The 19,706-nt window shown below is 70.3% G+C and carries 15 protein-coding genes; 8 read left to right on the top strand and 7 right to left on the bottom strand.

Going from position 1 to position 19,706, the window contains the following annotated elements; all coding sequences use genetic code 11:
* Window positions 1-134: 134 nt before the first annotated feature.
* Both ABZ914_RS01225 and ABZ914_RS01220 read right to left on the bottom strand, forming a co-directional pair.
* The gene (locus ABZ914_RS01225; RefSeq protein WP_500190818.1) at window positions 135-1,028 is read right to left on the bottom strand and encodes an MBL fold metallo-hydrolase; all 894 of its coding nucleotides are present in this window, start codon (window positions 1,026-1,028) and stop codon (window positions 135-137) included.
* Window positions 1,025-2,353: an MFS transporter gene (locus ABZ914_RS01220; RefSeq protein ID WP_500190816.1), complete on the bottom strand. Its 1,329-nt coding sequence runs from the start codon at window positions 2,351-2,353 to the stop codon at window positions 1,025-1,027. Before ABZ914_RS01220 ends, ABZ914_RS01225 begins: the two co-directional genes overlap by 4 nt.
* Window positions 2,354-2,734: 381 nt before the next feature.
* On the opposite strand from ABZ914_RS01220, the gene ABZ914_RS01215 reads away from it, so the two are divergent.
* On the top strand, window positions 2,735-3,304 hold the full coding sequence (locus tag ABZ914_RS01215) for a glycoside hydrolase family 25 protein (RefSeq protein ID WP_500190814.1): 570 nt from the start codon (window positions 2,735-2,737) through the stop codon (window positions 3,302-3,304).
* 144 nt (window positions 3,305-3,448) lie between these two features.
* On the opposite strand, the gene ABZ914_RS01210 is transcribed toward ABZ914_RS01215, so the two are convergent.
* Both ABZ914_RS01210 and ABZ914_RS01205 read right to left on the bottom strand, forming a co-directional pair.
* Window positions 3,449-4,480, bottom strand: coding sequence for a zinc-binding alcohol dehydrogenase family protein (locus tag ABZ914_RS01210; protein ID WP_500190813.1), 1,032 nt, complete (start codon window positions 4,478-4,480; stop codon window positions 3,449-3,451).
* Between the two features lie 16 nt (window positions 4,481-4,496).
* Complete coding sequence (locus ABZ914_RS01205) at window positions 4,497-4,658, bottom strand: hypothetical protein (RefSeq protein ID WP_500190811.1); 162 nt, start codon at window positions 4,656-4,658, stop codon at window positions 4,497-4,499.
* 170 nt (window positions 4,659-4,828) lie between these two features.
* Between ABZ914_RS01205 and ABZ914_RS01200 the strand changes: the two genes are divergently transcribed.
* The 6 genes from ABZ914_RS01200 (at window position 4,829) to ABZ914_RS01175 (ending at window position 14,149) form a co-directional block, all read left to right on the top strand.
* Window positions 4,829-5,224, top strand: coding sequence for an MmcQ/YjbR family DNA-binding protein (locus ABZ914_RS01200; protein WP_500190810.1), 396 nt, complete (start codon window positions 4,829-4,831; stop codon window positions 5,222-5,224).
* 1,038 nt (window positions 5,225-6,262) lie between these two features.
* Window positions 6,263-7,765, top strand: a complete 1,503-nt coding sequence (locus ABZ914_RS01195) for an NACHT domain-containing protein (protein WP_500190808.1) — start codon at window positions 6,263-6,265, stop codon at window positions 7,763-7,765.
* A gap of 515 nt (window positions 7,766-8,280) precedes the next feature.
* Complete coding sequence (locus ABZ914_RS01190) at window positions 8,281-10,530, top strand: hypothetical protein (RefSeq protein WP_500190807.1); 2,250 nt, start codon at window positions 8,281-8,283, stop codon at window positions 10,528-10,530.
* 47 nt (window positions 10,531-10,577) lie between these two features.
* Window positions 10,578-11,264 (top strand): maleylpyruvate isomerase family mycothiol-dependent enzyme, encoded by a 687-nt coding sequence (locus ABZ914_RS01185; RefSeq protein WP_500190806.1) that lies wholly within the window; start codon window positions 10,578-10,580, stop codon window positions 11,262-11,264.
* A gap of 178 nt (window positions 11,265-11,442) precedes the next feature.
* A complete protein-coding gene (locus ABZ914_RS01180) occupies window positions 11,443-13,188 on the top strand; it encodes a tannase/feruloyl esterase family alpha/beta hydrolase (RefSeq protein ID WP_500190804.1) in 1,746 nt (581 codons plus the stop codon).
* An 88-nt stretch (window positions 13,189-13,276) separates the two neighbouring features.
* A complete protein-coding gene (locus ABZ914_RS01175) occupies window positions 13,277-14,149 on the top strand; it encodes a DUF72 domain-containing protein (protein ID WP_500190802.1) in 873 nt (290 codons plus the stop codon).
* 12 nt (window positions 14,150-14,161) lie between these two features.
* Here the strand turns inward: ABZ914_RS01175 and ABZ914_RS01170 are convergent, their stop codons facing one another.
* Complete coding sequence (locus tag ABZ914_RS01170) at window positions 14,162-14,635, bottom strand: MarR family winged helix-turn-helix transcriptional regulator (protein ID WP_500190800.1); 474 nt, start codon at window positions 14,633-14,635, stop codon at window positions 14,162-14,164.
* 41 nt (window positions 14,636-14,676) lie between these two features.
* On the opposite strand from ABZ914_RS01170, the gene ABZ914_RS01165 reads away from it, so the two are divergent.
* Entirely contained in the window at window positions 14,677-15,591 is a 915-nt protein-coding gene (locus ABZ914_RS01165) for an alpha/beta hydrolase (protein WP_500190798.1), read from the top strand.
* 115 nt (window positions 15,592-15,706) lie between these two features.
* Here the strand turns inward: ABZ914_RS01165 and ABZ914_RS01160 are convergent, their stop codons facing one another.
* Window positions 15,707-17,131, bottom strand: coding sequence for a hypothetical protein (locus ABZ914_RS01160; RefSeq protein ID WP_500190796.1), 1,425 nt, complete (start codon window positions 17,129-17,131; stop codon window positions 15,707-15,709).
* A 27-nt stretch (window positions 17,132-17,158) separates the two neighbouring features.
* On the bottom strand, window positions 17,159-19,240 hold the full coding sequence (locus tag ABZ914_RS01155; RefSeq protein WP_500190794.1) for a hypothetical protein: 2,082 nt from the start codon (window positions 19,238-19,240) through the stop codon (window positions 17,159-17,161).
* Between the last annotated feature and the right edge of the window lie 466 nt (window positions 19,241-19,706).

The raw sequence follows: 19,706 nt of genomic DNA, 5'->3' as shown, positions 1-19,706 counted from the left end.
GCACCCGGGAGCGCGTCGGCGCCCGAGGGACCGGCGGCCACCGCGGCGACCTCCCCACTCGAAGGTGCCCACACTTTTGCATACACTTCGAACGCGGAGCAAGGGTCGGAGGAAACCCGCAGGTAAAACTCTCCTCACCTGGCGTTCTCCCCACCTCCATCACCCCCTGCATCGCCGCTCCGTGGCCGCGGGATCGGCCGGAACCGGAACCGGCCGCCGGCCGCTTCGACCCGTCCCCAGCCGAAGTGCGCCGGCATGAGGATCGCCCCGTGCCGCGCGGTCCAGTCCAAGAGCCCGTGCCTTGCCGTGGCCGAAGCCGCGCGGTCCACGCAGAACCGCGAGCAGGTCAGGGGATGCGCGAACTGGTGCGGGTGGTGGATCAGGTCTCCGGACAGCACGGCGGTCTCCTGGCTCCCCCGTACGATCACGGCCGAGGAGCCGGGGGTGTGGCCCGGCACGGCACGGACCTCGATCCGGTCCCCGATCCGGAAGCCGTCCGCGACCGCGTCCAGGAGCCCGCGCTCGATCAGGGGCAGGACGCTGTCGGCGTACGAGCCGTACAGGAAGCCGGGGTCGCGGCCGTGCCCTTCGCGCGCCCAGTCCAGTTCATCCGCCAAGGCCAGGTACCTCGCCTCAGGAAAGGCCGGGATCCAGGACCCGCCGTCCCAGACGGTGTTCCAGCCGACGTGGTCGGCGTGCAGGTGGGTGAGGTGGACGGCGCCGACGTCGGTCACGGCGCGGCCGGTCCGCGCCAGCGCGGCGGGCAGCGCGCCGTCCGACCGCCGGTTCCAGCCGGGGCGAGACCGGGCCTTCCCGTCGCCCACGCCCGCGTCGACCAGCACGGTCTCGGCGTCGGTGGTGATCAGGTAGCCGCCGAACGTCAGATCGAGGCTCTGTCCTGGGCCCTGGTCGCCGCTGTCGGGGACCAGCAGATCGTCGGGCGCGAACCGCATGCTCGGGATGTCCGCCAGCCAGGTGACCGTGATCCCGCCGAGGTCCAGGCTCGGCGGGGGCGCCGCCGCGCTCACCGCGCCGCCCCGTCTCCGACCGCGGCGTCCGCCGTCGCGGGGACCGGGGTCCGGCCCCGGCGCGCCCCCGCGGTCTCCCGCAGCGCCGCCAGGCAGGCGAAGGAGACCACGCACACCAGCACGATGTACCCGGCGATCGACAGTCCGGAGTCGGTGCGGATCAGCAGCGAGCCGGCGATGATCGGCGCCATCCCGGCTCCGAAGACGTTGGAGATCGCGTAGGAGATGTTGACCGCCGAGTACCGCACGTCCGCCGGGAAGAGCTCGGCCAATAGCGTCGCCAGCGTCCCGTACGCGGCGCTGAACGGGATCGAGACCAGCAGGTAGCCGACCAGCATCGGGCCGGGCGAGCCGGTGTCGACCAGCAGCAGCCACGGGAACGCGGTCAGCGCCATGCCGACGACCCCGCCGGCGAAGACCGGCTTGCGGCCGATCCGGTCCGACAGCGCCCCGAAGTAGAGCAGGCAGGGCAGCACGACGGCCATCGAGACCAGCGTGAGGCTCAGCATCGTCCCGCGGCTCACCCCGACGTGGTCGGTGCCGTAGCTGAGCCCGAAGACCATGGTGGCGTAGAACATCGTGCCGGGCGCGAACCCGGCGGCGGCGCACAGCAGGATCGGTGCCCACGACCGCTTGGCGGCCTCGACCGCCGGCCGCCGAGCCGTGCCGCGTTCGTGCTTCACCTCGCGGAACTCCGGGCTCTCCTCGACCCGGAGCCGGATGAGGAAGCCGACCGCGACCAGCAGCGCGCTGAGCAGGAACGGCAGCCGCCAGCCCCACTGCTCCATGGCGTCCGCGGGCAGCAACTGGGTCAGCAGGAACACCAGGTTCGACAGGGCGAGCCCCACCGGGACGCCGACCTGGACCCAGCTCCCGAAGAACCCGCGGCGGGCGGGGTCGGAGTGCTCGACGGCCATCAGCACGGCCCCGCCGTACTCGCCGCCGAGCGCGATGCCCTGCGCGAAGCGGACCGCCACCAGCAGGATCGGCGCCCAGATGCCGACCTGGGCGTAGGTCGGCAGGAGCCCGATCACGAACGTGCAGGTGCCCATCATGGTCAGCGTGACGACGAGCACGGACTTGCGCCCCCTGCGGTCGCCGAGGTGCCCGAACAGCACGCCGCCGATCGGCCGCGCCACGAACCCGACCACGAACGTCGAGAACGCCAGCAGCGTGCCGACCGCGGGGGCGAAGTCCGGGAAGAACTGCTTGTTGAACACCAGCGCGGCTGCGGTGCTGTAGATGAAGAAGTCGTACCACTCGATGGCGGTGCCGGCGAAGCTCGCCGCGACCGCCCGGTTCCGTGGTCTGGTGTCGGTGCCCACGCGCGTCCTTCCGGTTAACAGCCCTCGGCGCTGTGGCCGAAACCCTAGGTGGGCCGGGCATAACGCACTAATAGCATTTGTCCAGGAAGGTATATCGATCTTGATATGTCGCGCCGAGCGCCCACCCACGGCCGGACCCACCACGTCGGGGCCGGGCGCCCGTGATGGCACGTGGCCACGCGTGCGCGGAAGGTACGCCGCATCAGGTGGGTCCGTGGCGGCTGCCCCCTGCTCGACGCCGGCCTTGCCGGCATTGGGCGCCGAGCGGGGAGCAGAGCGGTGTGGCCGTCAATGACGGCTCTATGGCCTTGTGGCACGCAGATGCCGTTGGCGGGGAGGAACATAGAGGGTGAGGGGTCGGTGATATCCGAAAGGGCAGCCATGCTGCACGGCATCGACGTGGCCTCTTACAACCCCATGTTCGACGCGGAGGGCCTGGACTTCGTCTTCGTCAAGGCGACCGAAGGACGTTCCTATATCAACCCGCGCCGGGCCGACCAGGCCGCGCGGGCCCGCCACGCCGGCTGCGTGGTCGGCTTCTACCACTTCCTGCACGGCCGCCGGGGACTGCGCCCAGCCCGCATCGCCGCCCAGGTCCGGTACTTCCTCGAGCACTGCGGCGCCGAGGACGGCGACATCCTGGCCCTGGACTGGGAGACCGACCCGAAAGGGCGGCTCGCCACCAGCGGGCAGAAGGACCAGTTCTTGCACGAAGTGAAGAAGCGGCGGCCCGGCCACCGACTCGTCCTGTACGCCAACCGCGACCTGTGGACCCGCAAGAGCACCGGCCACTACAACGCCGACGGGCTCTGGATCGCCGACTACCGCAAGGCCGGCGACCCGCTCGTCCACGACTGGCTCTTCCACCAGTACACCTCGGAACCTCTGGACAAGAACGTCGCGAAATTCAAGACCCGGGACGCGCTCAAACACTGGGCCTCTTCCGGCTGAGGCGCAGGCTAAGAAGTCTCAACAGAATGCGCAGGCCGAGTGACACGAGGCCCGCGTGCCGGGGCGCTCAAGGGCGGCCTGGAACCGGGCCGAGCCCGGCGAGCAGGCGCGATCCACGCACGGCACGGCTTGCGGCGGGTCCCCTCAGAAACCGGTGAGGGTGATCTTGCCGATGGCCTTGCCCGACTCCAGGATGCGGTGCGCCTCGCGGAGGTTGGCGGCGTTGAGGGGGCCGAGGTCGCGGGTCGCGGTGGTGACCAGGACGCCTTGGTCCACGAGCCGGGCGACCTGGGTGAGGATGCGATGCTGGGCGATCCGGTCGGGCGTCTCGAAGAGGGAGCGGGTGAACATGAACTCCCAGTGGAAGGAGATGCTCTTGGACTTCAGGACTCCGATCGGCAGCGTGTCGTGGTCGTCGATGGCGACGATGTGCCCGAACGGGTTCACCAGGTCGGCGTAGGCGGGCAGGTTGCGGTCGGTGCCGGCGGTGCTGAAGACGTAGTCCAGGCCCTGCGGGGCGGGGCCGGCGAGCTGCTGCTCCAGCGGCCTGTGGTGGTCGACGACGTGGTCGGCGCCCATCCGCCGGGCGAACTCGACGGTCTCCGGCCGGGACGCGGTGCCGATCACCGTCAGGCCGGTCAGGGTGCGGGCGAGCTGGGTCACCATGGCGCCGACGCCGCCCGCGGCGGCGGTGACCAGGATGGTTCCGGTCCGCTCGAACGGACGGTGGCGCAGCCCCATCTGCTCGAACAGTCCCTCCCATGCGGTCAGCGAGGTCAGCGGCAGCGCGGCCGCCTCGCCGAAGGACAGCGAGACCGGCTTGCGGGCGGCGATCCGCTCGTCGACGGCGTGGTAGCGGGCGTTCGCGCCCGGACGGTCGATCGCCCCGGCGTAGTACACCTCGTCGCCGACCTCGAAGAGCCCGACCCGGTCGCCGACCGCGACGACGGTGCCCGCCGCGTCCCAGCCCAGCACCTTCGGCTCCCCGCCCGGGTCGGTGTTGCGGCGCACCTTGTGATCGACCGGGTTGACGGCGACGGCCTCGACCCGCACCAGCAGGTCGTGCGGCCCGGGCTGCGGGACGGGCAGCTCGACGTCCAGCAGACTCTCGTCGTCCTCCAGCGGCAGACTCTTGCGGTACGCGACGGCGGGCATCGTGGTCTGGCTCGTGTCCAAGGCTCTTCTCCGTGGTTCAGGTCCGGTCGGTCTCGAAAGGGGTGCCGGCCGGGTGCAACTCGGGCCGGCGGGATACACATTCCCGTCCCGCCCAGGTCACACCGCCCTTGAGGACGCCGGTGAAGTGCCCGCCCACGATCGCGTCCCGCGGATCCAGGCGCCCGATCAGCAGGGTCATCGCGGTCAGGGCGGAGCCGAGCCCCGGGCCGTGCGAGACGAGAGCCGGATCGCACCTACGAGTACCTTGGAGCACCCGGCTGCGGCAGTTCGGGCCGCCTCGGGCCGCCTCGGGTTTTGTGGGCCGATAGCCTGCACGTGTGCAGAAACCGGTGTCTGGGAGCGACCAGGATGGCTGACGCCGAAGACGTTCGCCGGCTGGCACTCGCGCTACCTCACGTGGTCGAGATCGACAGCGACGGCTTCGATTTCCGGGTCGGCGGCAAAGGGTTCGTTTGGTCCTATCCCGAGCGCAGGCCGGGGAAGCCACGCGTCATCCGGACCGACATCGCCGTCCTGTACGTCGGCGACGAGGCAGAGAAGCAGGCGCTGCTGCTCGGTGAGCCGGAACGCTTCTTCACGACACCCGGCTACGACGGGATGCCCCTGGTCATGCTGCGCTTGGAGGAAGTGGACCCCGACCGTCTGGAAGAGCTCATCACCGACGCCTGGCGCATGCGTGCGCCGGACACGCTCGTCGGCGACCTGGACGCCGCAGCCGATCAGCCCGGCGCAGATCCAGCATGAGCAGAGCCGGATCGCGGCCGCAGTCAGCCGCCTCTGCTCAGGCAGCGGTGCCTGTCGTTTCGTCGGCTCTCATCGTCCGCGGCTGGCGTCGGTTTGGTGCTGACCGGGGCCGTTATGGCGGCTCTGGAGTGGTGATTCTGCTCTGGGCGTCGGCGATCAGGTTCGCTGCGTGCGGGCCGGCGGCGTAGCGGGCTGCCTCGAGGGTCTCAGTGGCCGCGGCGAGCGGGTCGGGATTGGTCGCGCGGTGTAGGGCGAGCCAGATCCACCGGTGCTCGCCTCCGGCGAGTTGGGACCGGCGGGCGCGCAGGTGGGCGTCGGGGTCAGGGCGCGGGCGCCGATGCTGGCGGCGATGTCGGGGTCGTCGTCCAAGCCCGCGTAGTCGGCCGCCTGCGCAGCGGCCCACCAGGCCAGGTCCCGCAGAGCCGGTTCGGGCAGCCCGGCCAGCGCCACCGACATAGGCGCTAGTTGCCACAACAGATGCCTAAGCAGCCGCTCCAGAGCGGCGTCCTTTGCCTCCACCACAGCCATCACTATTCGAATTAGATAGCAAATAGGCTCGGGATCCACGAAAACGAATGTATGCACAACCTCGTGACACGAAATGCGTTGACCGTGATCGATCCAGGAGGGTGCCCCGGAGACGCCGGTTAGCTGGACCGTGCGTCGACGGCGGATGGCAAGATCTCAGCATTGTGGGGGCTGGGTGAACTTGGCGCGCTAGATCAGCCATTGCTGCGGTCCGGACCGCAGCCCGGTCGGTTGGGCCCGTCTGGCCGCATGGTTTGTACGGGGCGGCGAGCTTGGGGAGGCCAACGTTTTGGCCTGCCGTCTTACAGCAACTCCTTCTCCCCCCTCGACAGGACAGCGCATAAAGCCACGACGGAGTCGTCCGCATCGCTGGAAACAATGGTAGGATCTGTCTCCTTTGAGTCGAGCAGCAATGGCGCGCCGATATCGGCGTCACGTCTCTGGCGGGCGTCGGCTGGCCAGTTGTGGAAGATTGCCCTGGGCGCAGCGGATTCCTGTCAGCATGTGGGAATGAATCGGTCGTTGTGGCTCCTCGGGCTGACGGGCGGGGCCCTGATCGTTGCCAGCACCGCGTACCTGCTGACGAGCGGTTTCTCCCTCGGCGACGCGGACAAGGTGTCCAGCGCCATGGGCGCGGCGGCGGGCGTGGTGTCGCTTGCCGTGACCTTGGCGTCGCTGAGACTCTCGCGGCGAGGGCAGAGGGATCCGGCCGAGGCGCTCGACATGCTGGCGAACCTGGTCCGCGAGCAGTGGACGTCGGAGCTGGCGAGGTCCAGGCGGGACGTCAGGGAGCCGCTGGCCGTCCCGCTGTTGGTACGCGGTTCTCATGACCCCTTGCGGGAGGCCGGCCCCGCGGCGCTCGGCGACCTTTCGGATATCGGTGAGATCTTCCAACGCCGGGTGCCGCCGCGTTTCGTCATCACCGGACCGGCGGGATCCGGCAAGACGACGGCCGCGGCACTGTTGCTGCTCGATCTCCTGGAGCGCCGCGAGCGGTCCGGGCCGGTCCCGGTACTGGTCTCCATGGCGGCCTGGGACCCCGCTCGACGGCCGTTCGAGGACTGGCTGGCCGAGCAGATCTCCCGCACGTACGCCCTCTCCCCCGAAGCCGCCCGCGAGCTCGTCGGCAGGCGGAAGGTCATCCCGATCCTGGACGGGTTCGACGAGTTGCCCGCGCAGAAGGCCGGCCAAGCCCTGCGCCGGATGAACGCGGGGCTGCACGGCGACGACCCGCTGGTCATCACCGCGCGGGAGGGCGCTCTGGACCGGGCCGCCCGCAGCAGGCAGGGCGAGGTCCTCCAGCACGCCACCGTCCTCCGGCTGGAGCCGGTCGGCCCTGCGCAGCTCGTCCGCTATCTGGAAGGTGTCCTCCCGCAGGAGCACTACCCCGGCTGGGACCGGTGGCGCGAGCGGCTTCTCGGCGAGTCCGGCGGCGCGCTCGAGCGGGCGCTGAGCCGGCCGGGGAACGTCGACCTCGTCCGCCGGGCGTACCTGGACGCTCGGCGTCCGCTGCCCGACCTCGGCTCCCTGACCGAACAAGAGATCATCGAGCGGTTGCTCTCCGACTGGATCGACCGGCTGTACCCGCGCTCGGGGCGGGGACGGTGGTGGCTGAGCACGGTCGCCCGGGAATGGCAGGGCGGGTTCGTCTGGTGGCGCCTCTACCAGCTCGTGCCGCGCTGGGCACTGGTCGTGTCGGTAGGCGTCCTCCATCTGTTCTTCTACGGCGTTTCGCTGGCGGCCTGCTTCGGCACGAAGGCCGCGACCGGCGATCTCGTCTCGGGCGTGGCGTCGCTGGAGTGGCTGGCCTGCTTGTCGCCGCGGGCTTCTGGGACGAGGTCGCCGACGTCAGAGGCGCCGCGCCGGAGACCACCGAGCCGCTCGCGCAACTGCGCCGCGAGGTTCGGGTTCGAGGCGCCGCCGCAGTCGTCATCGGCGTCGCCGTCGGACTCGGGACCGGGTTGTGGGGGCCGGACGCCGGCGTCCGAGGGGGCGTGTTCCTGGGGGTCGTGACGGCCTTCTTCGTGATGCTGGCTTCGTCCGTCGGGATCTACGCGGTGAGCGTCGTGATCCTCGCCGGCGGAGCGGACCTGCCGTGGTGGCCGCTGGCGGTTCTGGAAAGGGCTCGGCGTCTGGATGTGATGCGTGCGGTCGGCGGCGCCTACAGGTTCCGGCGGCAACAGGTTCAGGACCTTTTCGCCGCGACCGCGCCCGAGCAGCGCGGGGATGCGGGGTTCGAGGGCCGGCCGGACGAAACCACGGCACCCTCGAACGGATCCGCCCGAGCCGGGGCCACCGTGACACGGCCGGGAGGCCCCGCCTCCGCGGCCAGGGAGCATCCGGGTGCGCCGCCGCCACAGTCAGGACCGGCTACGGGAACGCCTGGCCGCCCGGTTCCCGACTTAACGCAACAGCCTTCGGCCGGGCCGGCGCAAGAGGCCCCGCGCGTAGGGGAACGTCCCGGCTGCGGGGCCGACGAGACCGGGACGCCGCCGGTTCCACCACCGCCCCCGGACGGTGACCGTCCGGTGTCCCGGCGCGAGCGCCTCGACGCGTTCGCGCGCGAGGCCGTCCTGCGCGAGGTGCTCGTCCTGCCGGAGATGCTGCGCCGTGTCGACCAGCGCGACCCCGTCGCCTCCCGGGCGAGGCTGCGGACACTGGCCGCGTCGCTGCTCGACCACGACCCGCTCGCCGTGGAGGCACCCGCCCGCGATCGCGGGCAGCGGTTCGACGAGGCGCTCGATGCCTTCGAGAAGGCGGCGGCCCTGCCGTTCCTCAGCCGGTTCGTCACCGCCTACATCATCACCGCGGGGGCGGCGGGCACCGCATTGGCCGGGTTGTTCGTGGCCCAGCGGTGGTGGCCTTGGGCACCCGACGCGACCTTCGCCGCGTCCGTGGTGCTGCTTCTCTCCGTGTTCCTATGGCTGTCGTTCCGCAGGAACGCGGCGCAGCGCCGGGCACTGCGCTCGCGCGATCCGGCCGAATGGCTCCAGTTGGACGAGCTGCCGCACCTGAGGCTCGTGCTGGACCGCACCTACAGGGACTGGATCCGGGCCATGGCCCGGGACGGCCTGCTGCCGATGCTGACCGACCGGCTCGGCGAGGAGCCGCCCGCGTACACGACCGAGCGGCACGGCCTGGAACTCGAACCGCTCAGCGGAACCGACGACCGCGACGACCATTTCGTCGAAACCGCTGCCAGCCGCCGCGTCTCCCTGCTCATCGAGGAGCTGAGCAGCGCCAGCATCGGCCTGAGCGGCGCTCGCGGCGCGGGCAAGAGCACGGTCCTGCGGCACCTGTGCGACCCGGAGCGGCATCCGGACAACGACCTGCGGCTCCTCGTCCACGCTCCGACCGCCTACGACTCCCGCGAGTTCCTGACGCACCTGTTCATCCGGGTATGCGAGCGGGTCGTCGGGAGCCAGGGTCCTCGGCCCGCACCCGTCAGGCGGCTCCGGATGCTCGCGATGCGCGTGTTCCCCTGGGTCTGCGCCGGTGCGGGGCTCGTACTGATCGTCGGGACGCTCTACCGAGGACGGATCCGCGCGCTGGCGGACCGTCTGCCGGACGGTGGGCGGGCCTATGTGCTCGTAGGCGGCGGTCTGTTGATCCTGGCGGGCCTGGCGGTCGCGCTGCTCGTGAACCGCCGGCCGCGGTTGCGGAGCATGACGCGGGCGCAGGTCGTCGCGCACGCCCACCTGCGGCGGCTGCGCTACCAGCAGGCGGTGACGCGGACGGCGGTCGGCGAGACGGCGATCCCGGGAGGCGGGAAGATCGGCGGCCAGCTCGCGGTGCAGCAGACCGAGCAGGCCCAGAGCCTGCCCGGCCTGGTCGCCGGGTTCCAGGAGTTGCTCACGATGGTCGGCACCGAGCGCCGCGCCGGCCGCAACAAGGTCGTCATCGGGGTGGACGAGCTCGACAAGATCGCCACGGCGGGCGAGGCGGAGCAGTTCCTCAACGACCTCAAGGTGATCTTCGGGGTGCCCGGCTGCTACTTCCTGGTGACCGTCTCGGAGGACGCCCTGGCCGCGTTCGGACGGCGCAGCCTGGCGGTCCGCGACACCTTCGACAGCGCCTTCGACACGGTCGTGGAGATCCCGCCGCTGCGGGGACAGGAGGCTCTGGACCTGCTGAGCCGGCGCGGCGTCCCGCTCCCGGTGCCGTACGTGTGGCTCTGCCATGTCATGACCGCGGGGCTGGCCCGCGACCTCGTCCGGTCGGTGCGCGGGCTCGCCGCCGTGTCGGCCGAGTGGCGGGAGGAGCCGTCACCGGACGGGCGTACGGGCGAGTCCCGGCGGGAACTGGAGCATCTGGCCCGCCGGATGATCGCCGAGGACGTCGCGGCGGTCATGGAGGCGCAGCTGCGCGGAGCGGCCGCTGATGCCGAGGGGACGGTAGCCCTGCTGGAATGGCTGGCCGCCTGTGCCGACCTCTCCATCACCGCGGCCGACATCGAGACGGGCATCGCCGCGATGCCGGCGGGCGAGCTGAGCTTCGCCGCGCGGACCTTCGCCGTGCAGACGAGGACGTACCTGGCGATCACCGCGATCCTCGTCCGGCTGTTCGTCGAGCACCCGAAGAAGACGGCGGAGTGGCTGCGCGACCTCGCCGAGCAGCCGCGGGACCAGCATCCGCTCGATCGGCTCGCCGAGATCAGAGGGCTTCTCGCGAACCATCCGCACCTGGCCTGGCACGCGGTGCTCAGGCTCCGCCGCGAAGTCGCGTGGCCGGTCCCGCAACCGCCCCTCGACCTGGCCGCCGCTCCGCCGCCGGAGTGAGCCGGCACCGACGATCTCGCGTGATCGGCGGGCAGTATCTTGGCGCCGTGGATTACCTGGTTGAACTCCGGCGTGAGCTGGATGCCTTCGGTGCGGCGCTGGATGGTGATCTGTCGGCTCCTGTCGAGCATTGCGGCGGTTGGAGGTTGGCGGATCTGGCCGTGCACATGGGAGCAGGGAACCTCTGGGTCGTCGCGGCCGTGCGGGACGGGCACGGCGATGGCTATGACGAAGGCGCCGCGCCCCGTGACCGGGCCGGTCTCAAGGCTTGGTACGCCGCGACGGCGGATGCTCTCGTGCAGGCGCTGTCGGTCGATCCATCGACCGGGGCGTGGACGTTCTTCCCGCCGCACACGGTGGGGTTCTGGCGTCGGCGCCGCAGCCAGGAGACGCTGATGCACCGGTGGGACGCCGAGCACGCGCTCGGCTCGACGAAGCCGATGGACGCGCTGCTCGCCGCCGACGGTGTCGCCGAGGTCTTCGACACGATGGCGCCCCGCATGATCGCCAAGGGGGCCGCCACCCCTCCCGAGCAGGCCGTACGGATCACCGCCACCGACTCCGGCCGCCGCTGGACTTACGGGAAGGGTGAGCCGGTCGCGGAGGTCTCGGGAACCGCCGAGGACCTGCTGCTGATGCTGTGGGGGCGCAAGCCTCGGGATACCGGATCGGTGACCTGGGACGGGGACCGTGAGGCGGGGGCGCGTGTGCTGGCCGGGCCGCTGGTCCCCTGACTCGCGCTTCCCTGGCCGGTTACGCGGTCTTCCCCGGCGGAACGCCCTGCTGATCGGTTCCGCCGCTGGCAGCCGTGCGACAACCGGTTCGGTGAGCGGACCCGCACGGTTTGACGGCACCCCCGCCTGCCTGATCATTCCCCCGAAGTCCGCGTCCCACATCGCGCCAGGAGGTCCGTTGTCGCTCTCCATGCGGGGTCCCAACAGGCGGCGAACCCTCGCCGCCGTCGTCAACGTGCTCATGCTCGCGATGGTCATGGTCGCCGCCTCCACGGCGCAGGCTTCGCCGCGCCCTCTGAACGTCCCCTCCAAGGCGGCTGCGACGCCCCCGGCGATGTCATGCGCGCAAGCGGCACGGCTGGATCTGACCGGTGTTCAGGGCGCACCGGCGAACATCGCCTCGGCGACCATCGTCGCCGCCGCCGACAACCCCCTCGGCAAGTGGGAGGCCTGCGAGGTCAAGGGGGTCATCGCGCCCCAGATCCAATTCGATCTACTGCTGCCCACCCAGACGTGGGCAGGGCGCTACCTGCAGACCGGCTGCGGCGGCTTCTGCGGCAACGCCCGCCTGGATGCCCAGGCGACCTACGGCTGCACCCCGCTCACCAACGGAACGTTCGCGGTGGCCTGGGACAACGAGGGCCACTACGGAACCAGCATGACCGACGGGCTCTTCGGCGCCGACCCGCAACTGCGGGTCGACTTCGGCTACCGCTCCCAGCACCTGACGTCCATCGTGGCCAAGGAGATCGTCAAACGGTTCTACGGCCGGCCCGCGTCGCACTCGTACTTCACGGGCTGCTCGGAGGGCGGGGACCAGGCCATGACCGAGGCACAGCGCTACCCCGAGGACTTCGACGGCATCGTCGCCGGCGCCCCCGCCTCGAACATGACCGCGCTGGGAATCTGGGACCAGGGGTGGAACGGCAAGGCGGTACTGGACGCCAATGGCAACTCGACCCTCACCCAGAACGACCTCCAGTCGCTGCATGCGGCCGTGGTCAGCGCTTGTGACGCCCAGGACGGAACCCGAGACGGGCTGATCAGCGACTCGCTGAACTGCTCGTTCGATCCGAAGAGCATCGCCTGCCCGAGCGACGGCAGCGGCTCGTCCGGCTTCTGCCTCAACCCGGCTCAACTCGAGTCGGTCCGCAAGATCTACGGTGGGGCGCGGGACGACAGGAACCGGCTGATGTACCCGGGTGCCCAGCCCCGCGGCTCGGAAGGCAACTGGGCGGGCTGGCTCGTTCCCCTCGCCCAGGGCGTGCCGTCGAACCAGGCGGGCTTCGCCGTCAACACGTTGCGCTGGCTCGCCTATCCCGATGCAAGGCCGTCGCTGACGCTGAAGGACGTCCAGTTCACCGAGGAGAACTTCCGGGAGATCATGGGCCGCGTTTCGGGAATCTACGACTCCACCGACCCGGACCTGAGCGCGTTCGGGCAGCACGGCGGCAAGCTGATCATGTGGCATGGTGAGGCCGACCCGGCGGTGCCGCCGGCCGGCACCATCGCGTACTACCAGGCGGTCACCGAGCGCATGGGCGGGTTGGCCCGCACCCAGGAGTTCGCCCGGCTGTTCATGCTGCCGGGCGTCGCCCACTGCAGCGGCGGCGAGGGGCCCGACAAGTTGAACGGACTCGGTGCGGTGGTCGACTGGGTCGAGAGCGGCCGGGCACCGAACAGCATGATCACGAGCAAGGTGGACTCCTCGGGATCGGTCACCGCGACCCGGCCCGCCTACCCGTGGCCGCTCATGGCCGTGGACACCACGGGGGGACCGGTCGATCAGGCGTCGAGCTACACGGCGCAGCGCCGTCCGTCGGCGAACCAGACCATCAGCTGGCTGGGCTCCTTCCGCTCGGGCTATGAGAAGACCTGCGGCTGGAGCAACGGCAAGTGGGTCTGCCGGAAGGGCAAGGCCTAGACGTTCCGCGCACGGACGCGCTGAACATACCGGGCACAGTCAGATGATCCCGGAATGAGGGAGGGTCGATCGCCCGTAGCCTCCCGGCATGGGGAGAATCCTGGTCGGCACCGCCTCGTGGACGGACAAGACGCTGCTCGCCTCCGGCTGGTACCCGCCGGAGGCCAAGACCGCCGAGGACCGGCTGCGCTACTACGCCTCCCAGTTCCCGCTGGTCGAGGTGGACGCCACCTACTACGCGCCCCCGGCGGAGCGGACCGTCCGCCTCTGGGCCGAGCGCACGCCGCCCGGTTTCGTGTTCAACGTCAAGGCGTTCTCGCTTCTCACCGGTCATCCGACCCGTCCCGGCTCCCTCTACAAGAACCTCCGCGACAAAGTCCCGAACAAACGCAACGTCTATCTGAAGGACGTTCCGGAAGAGGTGGAGAACGAGGTCTGGGACCGTTTCCTCAGCGCCCTCGAACCGCTCCACGAGACGGGCAAGCTCGGCCTGCTCCTCTTCCAGTTCCCGGTCTGGTTCCCGCCGGGCGAACGCAACCGCAAGCACATCCTCCGGGCGCGGGACCGCTGCGCCCCCATGCCGATCTGCGTCGAGTTCCGCAACGCCGCCTGGATGGACGACGAGCACCGCGACGCGACGCTCGCCTTCATGTCCGAGCACCGCATCCCCTATGTCGGCGTGGACATGCCGCAGGGCCACCGGTCATCGATGCCGCCGATCCTCGCGGCGACGGGAGACGCGGCCGTCGTCCGTTTCCACGGCCACAGCGAACGCTGGGACTCCTCGGACGTGCGCGAACGTTTCGGCTACCTCTACAGCGAAGCCGAGATGCGCTCATGGGTCCCCCGGATTCGCGAGCTGGCCGACGGCGTCGAAACGACCTATGTCGTCTTCAACAACTGCTGCGCCGACCATTCCCAACGCAACGCCGCCCGCTTCGCCCACCTTCTCCCCACCTGAGCCGGACGCCGCTCAACCCGTGGGAAGGCCCAGCTGGTCGCGTTCGAGCGCGGCGCGCAGCTCGGCCATGACCCGCGCGACCGTCGCCCCCGCCTCACCATCGAGCGCCCCTGCGAGCAGTTCGGCCAGCCCTTCGGTGAAGGTCGCCTCCGCCGCGTCGGCGAGCCGCGCGCCGTCGCCGGTCAGCTCGACCAGCGATGACCGGCGGTCCGCGGGGTTCGGCCGCCGGGCGACCCATCCCCGCCTCTCCAGGCGGTCGATGATCTTGCTGCTCGCCCCGATGCCGATGGCGAACTCCGCCGCGACGTCCGCCACCCGGGCCGCCGGGCGGTCGCGCAGGAAGCGAAGGGCCTCGTACTGCGAGGTGACGATGCCGTGCCGGTCGCGGAGCCGGTCGTTCAGGGCGTTGTAGAGGCGCGTCTCGCACCGGACGAGGTCGGAGAAGAACCCCGGCAGGTCGGCGGCGCCCGTTGACTTAGATGCCACGGCATATACTGTAGCGGCATATACTCGTCATGGGAGGCGACATGAGCAGGCAACAGCGGGCGGAACTCGACGCGGTGCTGCGGCGACCCCGCCCGGAGGGCCCGCGGACGGTGGAGGCGATCCGCGCCGGATTCCGCGCGATGATGGCGCAGCTGATCGTCCCGGACGGGATCCGCACCCGGTCGGCGCCGCTCGGAGACCGTCCCGCAGTGCTCGTCGAGCCCGCCGGGGGCGCGGAGCCGGGGGCCACGATCCTGTACTTCCACGGCGGCGGGTTCGTGTTCGGCTCGCCCGAAACCGCGATGCCGCTGACAGCGAACCTCGTCGTCCGCACCGGGTTCCGGGCCTACTCCCTGGACTACCGGCTCGCCCCCGAGCACCCGTTCCCCGCGGCGATCGACGACGCGGTGAGTGCCTACCGCGCCCTGCTCGACGGCGGCGCCGACCCCGCCGCCATCGCGTTCGCCGGGGACTCCGCCGGCGGCGGCCTCACCGTCACCGCCTGCCTCGCCGCCCGCGACGCGGGCCTGCCCGTGCCCGCCGCGATCGTCGCGTTCTCCCCCGGCCTCGACATGACCCGGACCGGCGAGAGCGTGACCGCCAAGGAGGCCGCCGACCCGTTCTTCACCCGCGAGTCACTGGAGCACACCGGTTCCATGTACCTGGCGGGACGCGACCCGAACCACCCGCTCCTCAGCCCCGCCACCCTCGCCGACCTGACCGGCTTCCCTCCGATGCTCCTGCAGGTCGGCACCAACGAAGTGCTGCTGGACGACTCAACCCGCCTCGCCGCCCGCGCCAGGGCCACCGGGGTCGACGTCATCCTCGACGTCACCGCCGACGTTCCCCACGTCTTCCAGGCATACACCGGCGCCTTGGACGAGGCCGACGAGGCCCTGGACCGCGCCGCCCTCTTCCTCACCCAGCACACCCGCCCCCGAACCACCACCCGCTGACACCCCGGCTCCGAGGATCATCTTCTTCACCTGAAGGACGGGGCCGGGAGTCGCACGGCGCTGCGGACCGGCGCGGCGGCGGTCGGCCGCCGCCGCTCCGACGTTGCTTCGGCGTTCACTGCCCGATCCACGGCGATTTGTCGTAACCGCTGTCGATGTGGTGGACGGTCTTGCTTCCCTTGGATCCCACCACGATTCTCCACCGGGCGACAGCACCCTGGACGATCACCAGGTACATGTCCGGCCTGCCGTTGTTGTTCCAGTCCGCGACGGCCTGTGCGCACGCCCCGAAGAGCTCGGCGAAATACGCCTCCATCTTCTGCTGGGTCGGTTTTGCGCCCAGTTCCTGCTTGCAGTGCTTCATGCAGGCCTGGTCGGTCGCGAACGACGGCGTCGAGAACGCGCGGGGCATCCTCGTGCCGTTGATCGTCACCCAGCCGTACGCGGTGCACTGGTGCGGAAGTTTGATCTCCGGGCCGGTCCCCTTGGCGATCGCGAGCAAGCCGTCCAGCAATTCACCCGTGACGGCGAGACGGTCGTATCGGAGCACCTCCTCGGCCGGGCTTCCGGGCGGGCACTTGAGGAGAAATGGGGTTCGCAGATCGAGCCACCGGGCCACCAGTTTGACCTGGTCGGCGTCGCCGAGGGCGAGCAGTGCGCGGAAGCCGGGCCAACCGAGGTCGTCCAGCAGCACGGCGAGGTATTTGACCGTCACCTTGGCGCGCAACGCCGCGAACACAGGCGGCTGCAGGCTGTCCCACAGTTCTTTGACGGTGATGAAGCCGTCCTGGCAGAACACCATGAGCGGCCACATCACCGAAGTGATGAGGTCCGTGTCCGCAGCGAAGTCGGTGAAGCCGAACGACAGCCCCCTGCAGCGCGCTTCGAGCATGTCGCCGGTGCACAGATCGATCACGTTCCGGGTGTCGCCGAGCAGCTTTCCGCAACCTTGGACGAGCGGCTGCAGCATGCCACCGACTTCGGGTTCCGCGGGCAGCTCGGCGATCCGCTTCTGGACCAGAATAATCAGATCAGCGCACTTCAGGTACTCCTTTTCCTGCTGTCCGCGCAGCTGGCCGATATAGGCCTCCACCTTCTCGCAGTTCTGCAGCAACAGGACGCACTGGGCTGCCGCCTTCTGGTAGGCCTGGCCGAACCCCTGCCAGGTCCCCGACTGCGATATGAATTGGCCGAGCAGATAATCGTACGTCTGCCCGGGCCCGGTTTCGGCGAAGCCCGCTCGGGTCGGGTCGCTGTCCAGCAGCTCCCGGTAGTCGTCCGTTCCGAGGCCGATCTCGATGCCCTCCGTCTCGGCGAGCGCCTCGTCGCACACGGCCCTGATCTGGAGCGCGAGCTGCTCGGCACAGCCGGAGACGACGGCCTTGAGCTTGTCCTTCAGCCCCTTCCATCGCGACGTGAGCTTCTGGACTCGCGTGCCCTCGCCCCGCAGGACCAGCTTCGCGACCTTGGCCTCGGACAACTCCGCGGTGACGATGAAGTGGAACGCCTGCCAGAGCGGATCTATGTTCGGCACGGCCATGGAGACCTCCCTCGCTGCCGGGGGCGGTCAGAGGGCCGGTGCGGCGGCGGCTCCGTTGGACGTGCCGTCGGGCGTCGGTTCGTCCGAGGGCAGGGGAAGCGGCGTGGTGCTGACGGCGGCGTGGTCGATCTGGTTGACGACCTGGGGGATCGGGAAGAGCCGCTGGTAGAGGCCGACGGCGGCGGCGTCCCCCTTCTGGACGAGCTGCAGGGCCAGCCGCAGCCTCTCGTTCTCGGCCTCCTGCCGGTCGTTGTCCAGCCGGCGGGCGCGCACCGCCTGCTCCTGCAGCCCCATGGAGTAGGCGTCCAGCGCGTCGCCCTCGCCGAGGAACGAGTCGACCACGACGCCGTCGGTGCGCAGCACCTGCTGGCCGACGCCGACGATGATGCCGGAAACGGTGTGCTCGCGGCCGTCCGGCGTGGTGTAGGCGGAGGTCAGCGTGGTGTCGATCTGGAACGGGCCGTTCTCGTCCGCGCCCGCCGGCCGGACGATCTCGGGCCGGGCCCTGCCCTCGTGGTCGGTGATGCCGCGCAGCGCGTCCAGGACCTGCTTGCGGACGGCGGGAACGGACGCGGGCTCGACGCAGTCGGCCAGCAGCCGGTCCAGATCGGTCAGCGCCACCTCGTCGCGGGACTCGGCGTGCCCGTTGAAGAACGCCACCCGCACGTCCACCAGGTGCAGCAGCGTGACGTACTCCTGGTTCATCTGCCGGAACACGAAGTTGAGGGTGCGGCTCGTGTTGACGTTCTCCAGCGTCCGCTCGACCGCCTGCTCCTCGCCCTGCTCCAGCTTGACGTCCAGGCTGGTGTCGATCTGCACGTCCCGTTTGGCCGAGGCGCGGGCGGTGTTCTGGCTGACCGCGTTGCTGATGTTCTTGGTCAGCTCCTCGCGGGCGCTGTTGGAGCTGCCCGACACCCCGCCCGACACCTTGGCGCTGGCGCTGCCCCAGCCCCAGTTGGCCTGGCCCTGTGCCTCCGCCTCGGCCCGGTACTCGAAGGTCTTGCCGGCGTTGGCCTGGTTGGACTGCTCGGAGCTGACCGTCCGGCCGAACTCGCTCTCGGTCTCGTCGGTGACCGAGTCCAGGATGGAGGAGGTCTTCTGCAGGCTCTCGGTGGAGCGCTTGTACGTGCTGATACGGATGCTGGTCCGCTCCCCCGGCAGCAGCGAGAACGTCTTGATCGTGCGTCCGCCCCCGTAGCGGGCGGGCAACGAGGTCAGCCGGTAGTGCTCCACCAGCACCAGGCCCGGCCGGCAGTGCGCCGGGGCGGGGACGAACCGGTAGGTGAAGGCGCCGGCCATGTCGCGCAGCACCACCAGCCGGCCGCCGGCGGTGAGCTCCTGGACGACGGTCGTCTCGTCCAGTCCCGCCACCGCGAGCGCCATCCCGGCCCGGGTCGCCTCATCGGACGCGGCCGGGACGTTCGGGAACACCGCGGGATCGAAGTACCCGGTGGCCTTCGCCGTCCGCCACGCCTCGGAGATCCGCTGCCGCGTCAGCGCGATCGGCGGCAGCCGGGTGCCGATCGTCTCCAGGCCGGTGTCGGGGTCCTCGTATCCGTGCAGGTAGATCAGCGGGGTCTTGTTCTCCGGCCGCTGCCGGTCCTGCTCCGTCAGCCACGTGAACGCCAGCGGCTGGTCGCTCAGTCTGAAGTAGAGCTTGCGCCCGCCGAGCGCCTGGGCGACCGGCTGCCCGAAGTCGACCGGCACCACCACGTCCTTGACCGCGACGCTGCCGCGGTAGTTCAGCCGGAACGTCAGCGACGTGCCCGGCACCGTGTCCTGCCACGACACGGCGCCGTTGCTGGAGACCTCCTGCTTCAGACTGATGACCCACGGCTGCAGGTCCCCGTCGTTGGCGCGCCCGAGCTGCAGCCGCTGCCCGGTCTCGTCGTAGATGTCGCAGGTCAGCTCCAGATCCGGGTCGGACAGGAGGTAGACCCAGCAGACCACCTCGGCGTTGTGGTCGACGGTCGGGGACAGCCAGTAGCTGATCCCCTTGTAGCGCAGCCAGGCGGCGGCGTCGACCGGCAGGTCGATCATGTGCTGCCCCCGATAGCTGGTCGCCCCGGGCAGGTCCTGCGGTGCAGCGGTCGGTTCCACGGTTCCCATGGGATGTCCTCCACGACGAGTGCGATCGCCTCACCATCGACCATCACCGCGAATCGGGAAATCCAGGGAAATACCTACCTTTAACCGACAAATAGCGCGAGACCCCGCATACGTGCCCGACAGGCGCAGACCAACGCCGACCACACGCCGCGCAGAGACGCGCCGAGCACGGCATCCCGACCCGGCCGCCGGAGGGACCGGACGGACGGAACGTTCACGGAGTTGCGAGTGCCACCAGGCAGGATGAACGCCCGCTAAGAGGTCGTCTTCCGCCAAGAACTCGAACACCGCGGGCCCATTTGCCGCCTCCGCGGTGGCGACGGCACCTCACCCTCCTACTCGGCAGCGTCCATGCTTGGCGGAGTGGCGGCGGTCCCTTCTTGGATTGACTTCGGCTGGTCTAGGGCTTTGCGCGGACGTGCGAGCAGGCGCGCTAAGCGTGATCGCCGGTGTGCCCGTTCGGGCA

The organism is Spirillospora sp. NPDC046719, assembly GCF_040645715.1.
Classification (GTDB): domain Bacteria; phylum Actinomycetota; class Actinomycetes; order Streptosporangiales; family Streptosporangiaceae; genus Spirillospora.
This window is presented reverse-complemented; position numbering and strand designations above follow the sequence as displayed.